This is a genomic window from Maricaulis sp., assembly GCF_030149515.1.
Lineage (GTDB): Bacteria > Pseudomonadota > Alphaproteobacteria > Caulobacterales > Maricaulaceae > Maricaulis.
This window is the reverse complement of sequence record NZ_JASBRI010000013.1, coordinates 20,840-34,299: the sequence shown is the minus strand read 5'-3', so window position 1 is coordinate 34,299 and position 13,460 is coordinate 20,840. Positions and strand designations below refer to the sequence as shown.

General features: G+C 66.1%; 15 protein-coding genes. All 15 read right to left on the bottom strand.

Annotation, left to right across the window (positions count from 1 at the left end; genetic code table 11):
• Window positions 1-35 precede the first annotated feature (35 nt).
• Window positions 36-1,010 (bottom strand): hypothetical protein, encoded by a 975-nt coding sequence (locus Q1U94_RS05360; protein ID WP_300542522.1) that lies wholly within the window; start codon window positions 1,008-1,010, stop codon window positions 36-38.
• Window positions 1,007-1,414, bottom strand: a complete 408-nt coding sequence (locus tag Q1U94_RS05355) for a twin-arginine translocation signal domain-containing protein (RefSeq protein ID WP_300542521.1) — start codon at window positions 1,412-1,414, stop codon at window positions 1,007-1,009. The genes Q1U94_RS05360 and Q1U94_RS05355 overlap by 4 nt, the downstream gene beginning before the upstream one ends.
• Window positions 1,411-2,904 (bottom strand): radical SAM protein, encoded by a 1,494-nt coding sequence (locus Q1U94_RS05350; RefSeq protein WP_300542520.1) that lies wholly within the window; start codon window positions 2,902-2,904, stop codon window positions 1,411-1,413. Before Q1U94_RS05350 ends, Q1U94_RS05355 begins: the two co-directional genes overlap by 4 nt.
• Before the next feature lie 366 nt (window positions 2,905-3,270).
• Window positions 3,271-3,765 carry an RNA pyrophosphohydrolase gene (locus tag Q1U94_RS05345; protein ID WP_300542519.1) on the bottom strand — a complete coding sequence of 165 codons (495 nt, stop codon included), beginning with the start codon at window positions 3,763-3,765 and terminating at the stop codon, window positions 3,271-3,273.
• Window positions 3,765-5,054 (bottom strand): divergent polysaccharide deacetylase family protein, encoded by a 1,290-nt coding sequence (locus Q1U94_RS05340; protein WP_300542517.1) that lies wholly within the window; start codon window positions 5,052-5,054, stop codon window positions 3,765-3,767. The genes Q1U94_RS05345 and Q1U94_RS05340 overlap by 1 nt, the downstream gene beginning before the upstream one ends.
• A gap of 118 nt (window positions 5,055-5,172) precedes the next feature.
• Entirely contained in the window at window positions 5,173-6,483 is a 1,311-nt protein-coding gene (locus tag Q1U94_RS05335) for a S41 family peptidase (protein ID WP_300542516.1), read from the bottom strand.
• Between the two features lie 30 nt (window positions 6,484-6,513).
• The gene (locus tag Q1U94_RS05330; RefSeq protein ID WP_300542515.1) at window positions 6,514-7,734 is read right to left on the bottom strand and encodes a peptidoglycan DD-metalloendopeptidase family protein; all 1,221 of its coding nucleotides are present in this window, start codon (window positions 7,732-7,734) and stop codon (window positions 6,514-6,516) included.
• Window positions 7,735-7,765: 31 nt separating this feature from the next.
• On the bottom strand, window positions 7,766-8,236 hold the full coding sequence (rlmH, locus tag Q1U94_RS05325; RefSeq protein WP_300542514.1) for a 23S rRNA (pseudouridine(1915)-N(3))-methyltransferase RlmH: 471 nt from the start codon (window positions 8,234-8,236) through the stop codon (window positions 7,766-7,768).
• On the bottom strand, window positions 8,237-8,668 hold the full coding sequence (gene rsfS, locus Q1U94_RS05320; protein WP_300542512.1) for a ribosome silencing factor: 432 nt from the start codon (window positions 8,666-8,668) through the stop codon (window positions 8,237-8,239).
• A gap of 67 nt (window positions 8,669-8,735) precedes the next feature.
• Window positions 8,736-9,347: a nicotinate-nucleotide adenylyltransferase gene (locus Q1U94_RS05315; RefSeq protein ID WP_300542510.1), complete on the bottom strand. Its 612-nt coding sequence runs from the start codon at window positions 9,345-9,347 to the stop codon at window positions 8,736-8,738.
• Complete coding sequence (gene proB, locus Q1U94_RS05310) at window positions 9,340-10,458, bottom strand: glutamate 5-kinase (RefSeq protein ID WP_366917264.1); 1,119 nt, start codon at window positions 10,456-10,458, stop codon at window positions 9,340-9,342. The genes Q1U94_RS05315 and proB overlap by 8 nt, the downstream gene beginning before the upstream one ends.
• Entirely contained in the window at window positions 10,446-11,492 is a 1,047-nt protein-coding gene (gene obgE / locus Q1U94_RS05305) for a GTPase ObgE (RefSeq protein WP_300542508.1), read from the bottom strand. Before obgE ends, proB begins: the two co-directional genes overlap by 13 nt.
• Before the next feature lie 15 nt (window positions 11,493-11,507).
• Window positions 11,508-12,077, bottom strand: coding sequence for a GNAT family N-acetyltransferase (locus tag Q1U94_RS05300; protein WP_300542506.1), 570 nt, complete (start codon window positions 12,075-12,077; stop codon window positions 11,508-11,510).
• A gap of 119 nt (window positions 12,078-12,196) precedes the next feature.
• On the bottom strand, window positions 12,197-12,466 hold the full coding sequence (rpmA, locus tag Q1U94_RS05295; protein WP_300542504.1) for a 50S ribosomal protein L27: 270 nt from the start codon (window positions 12,464-12,466) through the stop codon (window positions 12,197-12,199).
• 16 nt (window positions 12,467-12,482) lie between these two features.
• Entirely contained in the window at window positions 12,483-13,175 is a 693-nt protein-coding gene (locus tag Q1U94_RS05290; RefSeq protein WP_300542502.1) for a 50S ribosomal protein L21, read from the bottom strand.
• Window positions 13,176-13,460: the final 285 nt, after the last annotated feature.

The window sequence follows — 13,460 nt, the reverse complement described above, 5'->3', positions numbered from 1 at the left end:
GCGGCCTTTTATTGTCCACGGCCGGCGTGCCGGCTCTACTCGTGTAACCGGGTGGAATGTTGCGCGGCACCGGTCTGCCGGTTTGCCGCCTCTGCAAGGCCGGCCCAGGCCGCCACGAGACAGGTGTGGTAGGCGCGGATGAAGGGCGGGCGGTTCTCCGGCGGTCCGGTCATGTGGCCTGCGGGGTCTTGAGCGGCCCCCAGTGCAGACCAGGCCGCGTCGGATGTAGCATCCGGGCGAGCATGCACACAGGCGCCGGCCAGCAAGAATTCGGCGGTAAGGTCCCAGTGTCCGGCGGTCGCGACATCGGCCAGCCGTTTGCGCATGGAGGGGATCAACTCGCCAGCGCCAGGCAGGGTGTATCGGCCGAAGTCGGTCAGATAGAACAACCAGTGGGTCGCCATATAGAGATCGGCGGTATTAGACGAGTCCAGCAGCCCCGGCAGGTCGCTGACCGCCAGAAAGTCGGCCCGGTCGGGCAGGTCGTGACGCAGTCCCAGCGCGTCCAGGGCCAGGCGCAGTTCGAGAAAGCGCATGGCCGGGCGCGGCACGGCCACGATGTTGCGGGCTTCCAGCGCGGATACGAGATGTTGGCGTGGCATGACCGGTTCGGCGAGGCCTGACGCGTCCAGTGCCAGCCAGATCATGACATGCCCGATCGCCGCCTCCGGAGGCCCGGTGTGGATGAAGCCGTTCAGGCGGGGGTCGCGATACGCCCTCTCCAGGGCGCGGGTCAGCCGCGCGAGGATGGGCCGCGCCGCGCCGGGTAGCGGGTTTCGGGTGACAATTCTCAGGAACAAGGCAAGTTCGGCGAGTGCGGTCTGGTACGATTCAGCCGTCGGGTCGCCATCCTCTGCTGCAGCAAACCGGTCTGCCTCGCGGTTGAGCCAGTCCAGCGCCCGGCGGGCCGGCACCCGCATATCGCCAATGACGGTCAACGGCCCGGCTTCGCCCGGCGCGGAAGCGGAGCGGAACCGGGCCGTGCCGCCCGAATGCGACCAAGCCGTCAATAACGCTGCTGCCGGTTCTGCGGCAGTTGGACATTATCCATATTGTTGAGCACGCGGGCTCGATCGAGGATCTCCAACTGGTGCGGACGCAGCGCCGAAGCATTGGATCCGCACGCCACGATGGCCAGCCAGGCGTCCGGTGGGGTGGACGGATCGAGGCCAAGCCGGGCGAGGATATCCTCACGGTTGGCCAGATCGCCGCCCGGCATGACAGCGCGGGCCTCGCGATTGATCGGCAACGCGTCCGAGCGGCGCATCTGCCGCAGTACTTCGGGATCGATCTGCATTTCCTGCGCGCGCTGCTGGCCGCGTGTTTGTGCCATTACGCCGCCGGTTGCAGTCATCGCCCCAACACCGGCAACGGCGGCTGTGGCGACGAAATCCCGTCTGGTGGACTTGCTCATACCATTTCCCTTTCCTGCTGCTGATTGGACTCTTCACGCGCATGCGTCTCTGCGGCGGGATGGTCGTGTTCCCGCAGAAGCCGCCTTGCTTGATCGGCCAGACCTGCCCTGAATGTGCGGTCGAAGTCGTCGCAATAAGCCTGGTAGAGGTCGCCGGAATTGTATTCCGCGTATTGGGCGCAGCCGCCGCCGCAAACCAGCGCGTAGCGGCAGTGCTGACAGTCGGGGAGGTTGGACACATTCCGGTTGAACCAGCGATCCGTTGCGGCCTTGTTCAGCACAAGCCCCTGTTCGTTGTCGAAGGCGCCGATCCGGCTGCACGCCTTGCCGACTGATTCCCAGCACGCATAGATGCGCCCGTCGGCGGCGAAGATGTAGTTGCCTGAATTGGCAGAACAGTAGGTGCCTTTCAGCGAGAAGCGCTCGCCGTTGAGGAAAGCCGGTCGCATCGCGTTGGCGGCGTGGATTGCCGGCGCGCTCGTGTAAACATTGTCGAAGGGCGCGCAGCGGTCGCCGATGGCGGTAACGATGTCGCCATGATCGATCTCCGCCAACACATTCCCGTCTTCGTCCTTGTCGTAGACGGTATTGGCATAGATGATCACTTGCGAATTGTTGGTCCAACCTTTCTCCCGGAAGAACTCCAGTATAGTGTCGAAAAGGTCGATATTACTCGGGTCAACATGAACCCGGATCTGGATTTCCGCATCAGTCTCGGTCAGGGCGGTGTCGATATTGGCCTCGATCCGGTCGAAAGACGATTCCCGGCCGATATAGACGCGACGCTTGTCGTGCACCTCCTTCGGGCCGTCGATGGAGATCTGGACCTGTTCCAGTCCGCCCGTTCCGAGCAAGTGCATGAACGCATCCAGATCGTGGCCATTGGTGATGCATGCGAAGTGATAGCCGCGCGCCTGGCCGGTCCGGACGATTTTCTCGACAACATCCCTGTGATTTCGGTCCAGCGGTTCGCCGCCATAGAGAATGATCTGCCCGCCGTCCTGCAGGCCTTTGCCTGCTTTCAGCTGGCTGATGCCGGCATAGACGGCATCGACCTGATCTTCCGTCATGACAACATTGCCCTTGTGGTGGGCGATGTCGGCGCCTTGACGCTTGAGCGCATTCTGGATCGGCCGCTCGAAGCAGTATGTACAACGGTAGTTGCAGTCCAGATTGGGCACGATCATGAATGTGGGCTTGTTCGCGACAGCATCGTGCATCGCCCCGCCCAGGGTCTTGACCAGTTCGGTCTCGTCCTGGGGCGCGGCCTCGGTCAAGTGACCGCGTTCTTTCCAGGCTGCGCGCAAGTCGTCGCTCAGTGCTTCGGCAACCTGCCGGAGCATGGTCTCATTGCGCGGATGAAGAGCGATATCGAGGGCGTCGCCGATCTCGTTCGGCACCCAGTCGAGCGCTCCGCTCAGGCCGTTCATCAGGATGTAGCCGGATCCCGTCAGCGGCCGCGATAGGATGGTGTATTTGCTGAAGTGCATGACGCCCCCCTGCCGTCGGTTGCCGTCGTTGCTGCGTGCACAATTCTGAGTGGCCGCCAAAGATTGGACTCGCCTGTCGTGATCGTCAATGAGTCTAGGGAAAAATATATTTCCTGATGAGGTTTTGTGTTTAAAAACAATAAGAATATTAAGAGTCTTAAATCATATATACGATAGTATGTCTTGACAGCCGCGGATCGTATCGACGCCGCTTTAGTTCCACGCGGCCGGCCGGCGTCCGATCTGTATGATGCAGTGCGGAATCTATTTGTGCATTGATAGACAGTGTGGCCGCGGAGAGGCCAGTTGACCCGACGGCCGGTCACTCGGATTCCCGAATACAGACGGGCAGGTCGAGCTGTATCGTCAGCGCGTATACGGTTTGAAGGCGTGTGCGACCTCAACATAGACATCCCGCTTCCACGGGATGATGAGCTCGGGGATTTCGCCGAGCTCGCCCCAGCGCCAGGCATCGAACTCGACCTCGCCGTGGCGTTCCAGGTCGATATCGGTTGCGCTGCCCAGAAAGCGCAGGGCGAACCAGCGCTGTTTCTGGCCGAGATGGCGCTTTTTGTGGAAGCGCGGATCCTCCCGCACATCCGGGGGATAGTCATAGGCCAGCCAGCCGGGGATTTCGCCGATGAACTCGACCTTGGATGGCGGAATGCCGGTTTCCTCTTCCAGTTCGCGAAGGGCCGCGTCGCGCGGGTCTTCACCCGGATCGATCCCGCCCTGGGGCAGTTGCCAGTTCCAGGGTGGCGGCGTGGCTTCGCGGCGGCCGAGCCAGACCTGTCCGCTGGTGTTGAACAGGGCGATGCCGACATTGGGGCGGTGATGGGGATACGGGTCGGTGCCCGCCATCAGTGATGACCGCTTCCGCTATTGCTGTTCTCGGACCGGGCCGGTCTCTGGGCCTGCTGTGGCTGGGCCGAACGTGCCTCTTCGGCAAGGCGCGCTTCCAGCCGTCGCCGGGCCATCACGGCCGAGGGCGGCGCGAGCTGATAACCGCGCAGGTCGAGCCCGGCGGCCCAGGCGCGAATCTGCTCCACCGTGGCAGGATAGGCGAAGCCGGTCCCCAGGGCCGCACCGTTCTGGATCGCCAGCGCCTCGAGCGCCAGTAGGCGCTCGTCTATGGCGTCCGGGCTGAGATCTTCGTCCAGAATGCGGTCGGCAATGGCGTATTCAATGTCGACCGCCTGCGCTGCGCCCTCGATCGAGGAGCGGCGGCCGGCCCCGTCATGCAGGAAGGCGACGCCGCGCTGTTCCAGCGCGTCGAACACCTGCTGCAGGGCGCCAGGCGAGGCGGAAAAGCGGGCACCGAGATAATTGGTCACCCCGAAATAACCGGTGGCGCGGCTGAGTACCCACGTCAACCGCCGGCTGTTCTCCTCGGCGGAGCCATCGGCCAGAAGCGTGTGCGGGCCCGGATCGTTGTTCGGGTAATCGAACGGCTCCATCGGGGCCTCGATCAGGACCTCGTGGCCGGCCGCGCGCGCGCGGTCGATCCAAGTCTGGAGATCGCGGGTATAGGGCGCAAAGGAGAGTGCCACTTCCGGCGGCAATTCGTCGATCGCGGCCTGGGTGACGGCGCTGTTGAGGCCCATACCGCCGACGACGACCGCGACGGTGGGCGCGCCGGGATCGCCGTGGAAAGGACGCGCATAGGCACGCGAGGGCCGGGTGCCGTCCGGGCCGATGACCGGCAGCAGGCCACCGGGACCGGGCTCTGTCAAACCGGTCAGCGGGGCGGCGGGCAGGGCATCGGGATGGACGGCTGCTGCGGACTGTTCGGCCGCATGACGCGCCTCGGCATCGGCAGGGTCGGATCCCGCCTGCGCGGCCGGCGCCGGCCCGTCGAACCCGTCACGCACACCGTTCAGGGAAATCTCCTCGCCTTCCTCCGGCTCGAGAAAGCGGATCGGACGACTATCGACGTCATCGGTCGTGCGCAGCACCGTGTCGGTCTGCGCGACGGGCTGCGGAACGGGATCGAAAAACCGGCTTGCCCCGGGCAGGGCCGTGTCGGCCTCGCCGAACAGGGCCACTCCCCCGATCCCGGCGGATACCAGCAAGGCCGTGGCCAGACCCGCGATCAGCGGGGCCCGGACGGTCATGAGCGGTTGGGCATGGCGAAGAACGGCGGTCGGCATCGCGTCAGGCCTGATCGGACAATGGGTTCATGCGGCGCATCGGCAAGACGCGCCTGCTCACCCGCCAATCTGGGCGATTCGCCTGTAAGAAACGGTTAACGCCGCCGGCGACGGCCGTCTACTGCAATGCGGCCTGCTGGCTTTCCATCCGCTCGCGCAGGATTTCGAGGCCGCGGGACAATTGATAGTCCTCGTCCTCCGACCAGTCTTCCGGCGGCTGTTCCACCTCGGCGACGTCAGTGTCGGCGCGGTGATCGCCATTCTCGTTTTCCAGGGCACCGGGCAGATCGGCCTCGGACGACATTTGCGGCGAGCTGCTCTCTTCATCCTCTTCCAGGACCCAGGCGGAAATCTGCATGTCCGGGACGATGCCGGTGGCCTGGATCGAACGGCCGGCCGGCGTGTAGTAGCGGCCCGTGGTCAGCCGAAGGGCGCCGTCACGGCCGCCGCGCAGCGGGATGATGGTCTGTACCGAGCCCTTGCCGAAACTGGTCATGCCGACCAGCTCGGCGCGCTCCCGGTCCTGCAGGGCACCGGCGACGATCTCGGCCGCGCTGGCCGTTCCTTCATTGATCAGCGCAACGATCGGTGCGCCGTTCAGCCGGTCGCCGGGCCGGGCGTTGTAGCGCTGGGTCTCGCGGGGGTCGCGGGTGCGGGTCGAAACGACCTCGCCACCGTCCAGGAACACATCGGTGACCCCGATCGCCTGGTCCAGCAGCCCGCCCGGATTGTACCGCATGTCCAGGATCAGACCCGGAAGCGGGGCGCCATATTCGTCCTCGAGTTCGGTGATACCCTCATGAACCATTTCCGTGGTGCGTTCGTTGAAGCCGGCAATGCGCATATAGGGTACGCCGTCCTCGAGCCGTGTTGCCACGGTGCGCAGCGGAATCGTGTCGCGTACCAGGGTAACGTCGAACGGGTCGTCATCGCCGCGGGCGATGGTGATGGTCACCGGTTCGCCGACGGCCCCGCGCATCAGCTCCACGGCCTCGTCTACGGAAATACCGACAATCGTTTCGCCATCCACGGCGATGATGCGATCATTGGTGCGCAGACCGGCGCGCTCGGCCGGCGTGTCGGAAATCGGTGAGACGATGGTGATGAAATCGTCACGGCGCGTCACCTCCATGCCCAGACCGCCATACTCGCCGCGCGTGGAGACGCGCAGGTCCTCGTAGCTGTCGGGATTGTGGTAGCTGGAATGCGGGTCCAGGGATGTCAGCATGCCGTCGATCGCCGCCTCGATCAGCTCGGCCTGATCCGTATCGGACACGTAATCGGCTTCGATGCGGCTCAACACGTCGCCGAAAAGCTCGAGCTGGCGGAAGGTTTCCGTCCGGTCTTCCTGGCTGCCCTCGGCGGACACCGCGATGGCCACGGCTCCGACCGCAAAGGCGACCATGGAAGCAAAGACATTGATACGCATGCGAGCTCGCGTCCTTTGAGCGCGACATTCCTAGCCGGTTTCTGCGAGGTTCCGGATCCAGGGAGCCGGATCGACCGCATCACCGTTTCGACGCAGCTCCAGATACAAATCCGGTGCCGGTTGGGTCCGGTCGGGCATCGCGCCGACAGGTTCGCCTGCCAGGACGCTTTGACCGACACTGGCATAGGTCACCGCCATGCCAGCCAGTACGATATAGTAGCCATCGCCGACATTCAGTATCAAGAGACCGCCGTAGGTGTTGAACGGCCCCGCGAACTCGACGCGGGCGTCGAACGGAGAGACTACCTGCGCCCTCTGCCGGGTACGAATGAAAATTCCGTCAGACCGTGTGCCATCTTCGGTCACCTCGCCGAAGCGGTGCACGATATGGCCGGTGGCCGGTGTGCGCAGCCGCCCGCGGGCATCGGCAAAGCGCAGGGTCTCCAGCGGCGCCGTGGGCATGCGGGCGGCCACGAGTTCGCGCGGCGGCCGCATGCGGGGTTCCGGGATCGCATCGTCCAGTTCCAGCCGGCGCGGGCTGAGCGTGGGTGTTACCTCGGCCATGCGGGACAGTTCGCCGATCAGGCTGCGGATCGAGCGCGCACGTTCGCCGGCACTGGAGGAGGCTTCCAGCAATTCGACGGCTTCGTTGCGCCGCCGTGCTTCCAGGGCCCGGCGTTCGGCGATCAGCACTTCCAGTTCAAGCCGCTGGGAGGCCAGCATGTCCTCGGCGAGTGTGAGGGTTTCCCGCTCGCGTTCGATACCGGCGCGCAGGGCCCGCAAATCCTCCAGCTGCGCCGCCAGTGCGCCGGCCCGCTCGCGCAGTGCCGGCGCCACATCGGCCATCAGGGCCGCGGCCCGGGCCGCATTCGCCGCATCGTCGGGGGCGGCGAGAATGGCGGGCGGGGCCTGTGTCTCGATGCGCTGGATCGCGGCCAGAAGCGCGATCAGCGCTTCCCGGTCCGAATTCAGCCGGGCCAGGATGGCGGCCTCCTCCCCGCCCAGGCGAGCCAGCTCCGCCTGGGTTTCCTGGGCGGCAGTCTCGCTGGCGCTGACCCGCTGGCCGAGTTCGACCAGCTGGCGCTGCATCAGGGCAATTTCACGGGCCAGCGCCTCGGCCTGGCGGTGGGCCGCTCCGGCTCGGGCGGCAGCCTCGCGTTCCTCCTGTTCCAGGCGCGCGGCTTCCTCCGGATCCGGTGGAGTGGCCGGTTGGGACTGGTACAGGATAAGGGCGAGAGCGAGGCTCAACATGAGGGGAGGCTAGAGCGGTATGGGCTTGCGCTCAATCGCGATGATAGGGTGACCCGGCCAGGATCGACACCGCCCGGTAGAGCTGTTCGGCCAGCATGACCCGGACCAGCTTGTGCGGCCAGACCGCGGGACCGAAGGCCAGCATGAGGTCGGGCCGGGGCAATTGGGTCCGGTCGTGACCGTCCGCGCCGCCGATGCAGAACACGGCCTCGCGCGCGCCCTCGTCGCGCCAGCGGCCCAGCGTGCCGGCAAAATCGCGCGACGTCAGGACCCTGCCGCGCTCGTCCAGCAGGATCAGCCTGGCGCCGGGCTCGAGGCTGGCGGCCAGGGCCCGGCTTTCCTCGCCGGCCGTCTTGAAGGCGCGATTGTCTATCTCGGTCTCGACCAGCGGCCCCAAGCCGATGGGCCGCCCGGTGGCGGTGCACCGATCCGCATAGGTATCGACGAGTTCGCGTTCGGGACCGGACTTCATCCGGCCCAGCGCGGCAATGCGAAGCTTCACCTAGGACGCCGTCGCTTCGGGCTCGACCGACCACATCTTTTCCAGATTGTAGAAGCTGCGCACTTCCGGCCGGAACAGGTGGACGATGACATCGCCGACATCGATCAGAACCCAGTCGCAGGTCTGCATGCCCTCGACCCGGGCCTTGCCCTGCCCGTGTTCCTTGAGTTTGCGCACGAGATGATCGGCCAGCGCGTTGACGTGCCGGGCCGACCGCCCGGAGGCGACGATCATGATATCGGTGACGGAAGATTTGCCACGAAGATCGATGGCGACGATATCCTCGGCCTTGTCATCTTCCAGCGAGTCCAGAACCAGGGTTTCCAGTTCCTCGACATGCGTGTCGTCGCCGGTAACTCGGACGGCGGCAGCCGATTCTTGCTCCTTACGGCGCGATAATTCCGTAGACAGGGCTGGTGTCCTCTCTGACATCCACAACAACGAGACCGACATATAACATGCTTCGCGGCCCGGTTCGAGCGTTCAGCGCCAATCCGAGTCAGGCCCGCTCGCGAAGCGCGGTCGAGGAATGCGGATGCAGCCGCGCGGTCAGATAGGTCCAGGCCGGTGCGGGCCGGCCGGCAAGGCTTCTCGCCTGCGATTCGGACACGCGGCTGGCGGAAAAGACCTGGGCGGCCGGCGAGAGGCGGGCGCGCACCGCATCGGTCGGCCGGGCGATCACGGCGACCGGGACAGAGGAAAAAATGCCCTGCCAGTCGGCCCAGCGGTGGATGCCGGCAAGATTGTCGGCCCCCATCATCCAGACGAAGTGCACATCCCGGTGCCGCGCCTTCAGCGCGCCCAGCAGGTCTATGGTCCGGTTGGTGCCCAGCCGGGCCTCGATGTCGCTGATCACCATGCCGGGATCACGGGCCAGATCGCGCACCGCATCCATGCGCCTTGCCAGATCGCCGGCCTGACGGGCCTTCAGGGGGTTTTGCGGCGAGACCAGCCACCATACCCGGTCCAGGCGCAGCCGCCGCATCGCGGTCCGCGCGGCGTGGAGATGGCCGGCATGGGGCGGATCGAACGTGCCGCCGAACAGGCCGATACGCATGCCCGGCTTGACGGCTTCCGACTTGAGCGGCGGGGCGGGCGCGGGCTTAAGCATCGAGGACCAGATCGTCGACATGGACAAGGGCGCTGGCGCGGCGGTAGCCCAGCCGCACCTCGACTTCGTCGGACCTGCAACCGGCGATGCGCCGGGCGTCCTCGGCCGAATAGGCGCAGACGCCGCGGCCCACGGTGATCCCGTCCGGACCGACAATGCGCACGGTCTCGCCGCGTTCGAACCGGCCCCCGACCCCGGTCACACCGACCGGAAGCAGGGATTTTCCTGCGCGCAATGCCTGTGCGGCGCCCGCATCGATCCGGATCTCTCCGGACGGACTCGCCGCGCCCGCGATCCAGGCTTCGCGCGCCCGGGCGGCAGACCGGGCCGGATGAAACCAGCTGCCGTGATCCGGCCGGGCCAGGCTGAGAACCGGTCGTGGTGCCGTGCCCAGGGCGATCGCCGTGGCGCAGCCCGACCGGCCAGCCAGTTCCGCAGCCAGGATCTTGGTGCGCATGCCGCCCGTCCCCACGGCCGCCGCGGCGTTGGCCTCGCCGGCCATGGCCCGGATCGTGTCGTCGATCACGGGAATATCGGCGATGCGGCGTGCAGCCGGATCCTGCCGCGGATCGCGATCGTAGAGCCCGTCGATATCGGACAGAAGCACCAGAAGATCGGCCCCGACCAGCTGGGCGACCCGCGCGGCCAGCCGGTCATTGTCGCCATAGCGGATCTCGTCCGTGGCGATGGTGTCGTTTTCATTGACCACCGGAATGGCACCCAGTTCCATCAGGGTCTCCAGTGTCGCGCGGGCATTGAGCCAGGAGCGCCGGTATTCGGTCACGTCCAGCGTAAGCAGAGCCTGGGCCGCGGCCAGGCCGTGCGCTGCCAGGGCCTCGTCCCAGGCCGTCACCAGGCGCGCCTGGCCGGCTGCGGCCGCGGCCTGTTTCTGTTCCAGGGAGAGAACGGGCCGGGTCAGGCCCAGCCGCGCCCGGCCGAGCGCCACCGCGCCGGAGGACACCACCACTATGCTCGCGCCGCGCCCGCGCAATTCGGCAATATCGGCGGCCATGGCCGCCAGTACGGCCGGACCGGCCTGCACCAGGCTGGAGCCGGCCTTGATCACGATTCGGCGTGCGGCGTCGAAGGCGGCGCGTGTCACGGTGTCCAGCCATCCCCGGCGGCGGCCTCCGCTGCGGCCTTCTCGGCGGCGCGGCCTTCCAGCACGATATCCCAGGCCTCGCGGCACAAATCCTTGATCCCGTCGCCGGAAACCCCGGAGATGCGCCGCACCGGCTTGCCGGACACGGCCTCCAGTTCCGCGACCTTCCCGGCAATGTCCTCTTCGGTCATCGCGTCGATCTTGTTGAGCGCCAGGATTTCCCGCTTTTCGGCCAGGCCGGCGCCATAGGCTTCCAGCTCGCCGCGCACGGTCGTATAGGCCGCCGCCACATCCTCCTGGGTGCCGTCCACCAGATGGATCAGCGAGGCGCAGCGTTCGATATGGCCCAGGAAACGGTCGCCGATGCCCGCGCCCTCATGCGCGCCTTCGATCAGGCCGGGGATATCGGCCACGATAAAGCGCGAACCCGGACCCAGGTCGACCACGCCGAGATGCGGGTAGAGCGTGGTGAAGGGATAGGCGGCGATCTTGGGATGGGCCCGGGAGACCACCGACAGGAAGGTCGACTTGCCGGCATTGGGCAGGCCGACGAGGCCGACATCGGCGATCAGTTTCAGCCGCAGCCAGATCCAGCGCTCCTCGCCGGGAAAGCCGGGCGTGGATTTGCGCGGCGCCTGGTTGGTCGAGGATTTGTAGCGGGTATTGCCCTTGCCCCCGTCGCCGCCGCGCGCCAGCAGGACGCGCTGGCCCACCTCCGTGAGATCGGCCAGCACCTCCTCCTTGTCCTCATCCAGGATCTGGGTACCCGCAGGCACTTCCAGCACGACATCCTCGCCGCCCTTGCCGGTGCGGTTCTTGCCCATGCCGTGCTGGCCGGTGTCAGCCTTGAAATGCTGCTTGTAGCGATAGTCGATCAGCGTGTTGAGACCGTCCACGGCCTCCACCCACACATCGCCACCCTTGCCGCCATCGCCGCCATCGGGGCCGCCATATTCCACATAGGCCTCGCGCCGGAAGGACACGCACCCCGCCCCCCCGTTTCCGGAGCGGACATAGACTTTGGCCTGGTCGAGAAATTTCATGTCGGTCCCTGTTTCCTATCCGGCCGCTATAGCGTGTTCGGTCCGGCTTGGCACGTCGCAGCCCCTGGCCTCCCGCACCATGTCCAGGCTGCGCGCCTTGCCCATCCGGGCCATGGCGAAGAGTTCGTCGCTCTCGCCCGTATAGCGAAAGCCCAGCTTTTCCAGCACGCGGCCCGAGGCGGGATTGTCGTCGTAATGGCCGGCGATCAGCCGGTCGGCGCCCAGCGTCTTCGTGCCCAGTTCGACCAGCGCCCGGCCGATCTCGGTGGCGAAACCCTGCCCCCACCAGGGCTTGCCGATCCAGTAGCCGATCTCCCAGTCCGCATCCGGCTTGCGCCGGAATACGCCGCCGCCGCCGATGACCGCGCCCTCATGCTCGACCGTGAGCGACTGGTTGCCCGCCGGCTTCCAGCCCGCGCGGGTGATCAGCACCCACATTTCCGCACCCAGTGCGGGATAGGGATGGGGAATGCGCGCCGTGTTCTTGGCCACGTCGTAATCGCCGCAATAGGTGGCGATGGCGGGGGCGTCGGCCAGTTCGGGCAGGCGCAACAGACAGCGTTCGGTTTCGATCCGGGGACCCATGGTCCGCTCCCTGGGGAATTCAGGCAAAACAAAAGGGGAGGCGGCGGTCCGTCTCCCCTTTTGCGCATTATGCGCTCCCGGACCCCGCTATGCGGACAGCCCGGCTATGTGGAGCTGCCCTATTCGGCTGCGTCGGCAATCGGTTCGACCGATACGAACGCCTTGCCGCCGGACTTCTTGGCGAACACGACACGGCCTTCGGTAAGGGCATAAAGGGTATGGTCCTTGCCCATGCCGACATTGGTGCCGGGATTCACCTTGGTGCCGCGCTGGCGCACGATGATATTGCCCGGAATGACCGTCTGGCCGCCGAACTTCTTGACGCCGAGGCGCCGGCCTTCACTGTCGCGGCCGTTACGGGACGAGCCGCCTGCCTTTTTGTGAGCCATTGCTTAAGCCCTCCGATTACGACGCCAGCGCTTTGGCGGCGTTGATCCAGTCATTCTTCTCTGCCTTGGCCTTGAGACCCGTGATGGTCTCGCCCAGGGCGTCCATGTCGGCATCCGTCCACGCCGCGATCTGGGCGAAGGACGTCACACCGGCTTCGTTCAGCTTCGTCGCCAGCGCCGGGCCGATGCCCGTCAGCTGGGTCAGGTCGTCATTGGCGGCCTTGGCTGCGGCCTTTTTCGGAGCGGCCTTCTTGGGCGCTGCGGTCTTGACTTCGGCCTTGGGCGCTGCAGCCTTCTTGGCCGGCGCCTTCGCCTTCGCCTTCGGCTCGGCCTTGGGTGCGTCCTCGGTCTTCGGGGCGGCCGTCGTGCTCTTCAGCTTGGTCTTAGCCTTGTCGCCCGGCGCGACGATTTCCGCGATGCGCACGAGCGAGCCCCACTGGCGGTGGCCCTTGGTGCGGCGGTAATTCTGGCGGCGGCGCTTCTTGAAGACGATGATCTTCTTGGCGCGGTTGGTTTCGACCAGCTCGCCGATCACCTGGGCGCCGTCCACGACCGGCGAACCGACCGTCACGCCGGCATCCGAGCCCAGCATGAGAACGTCGCCGAGCGCCAGCGTGTCGCCGGGCGCGCCGTCGACCTTTTCGATGCGAATTTCGTCTCCGGTGGCAACGCGGTACTGCTTGCCGCCGGTCTTGATCACTGCGAACATGATCGTCTCTGTCCTTCTGTCCGATCCCGTCCGGCACCCGGTTTGCGGCCGGCGGGTCCTTTTTCTTCACTCCGTATGCCCGGAGCGTTGTTCACGGTTTATGGGCCCGCCACGGCAGGCCGCGCGAGCAGGAGCGGGCGTTATACGCATGCGCACAGCAGAGTCAATGCGAGGAAAGCCTCAAGGGCTGGCATTCGACAGCACACCTCCCTTGATTTTGCCTCCCGTCTCCGCCAGAAAGCGCGCTCCCCGTGCGGAGACGTGCCGGAGTGGTCGCCCTGCGCT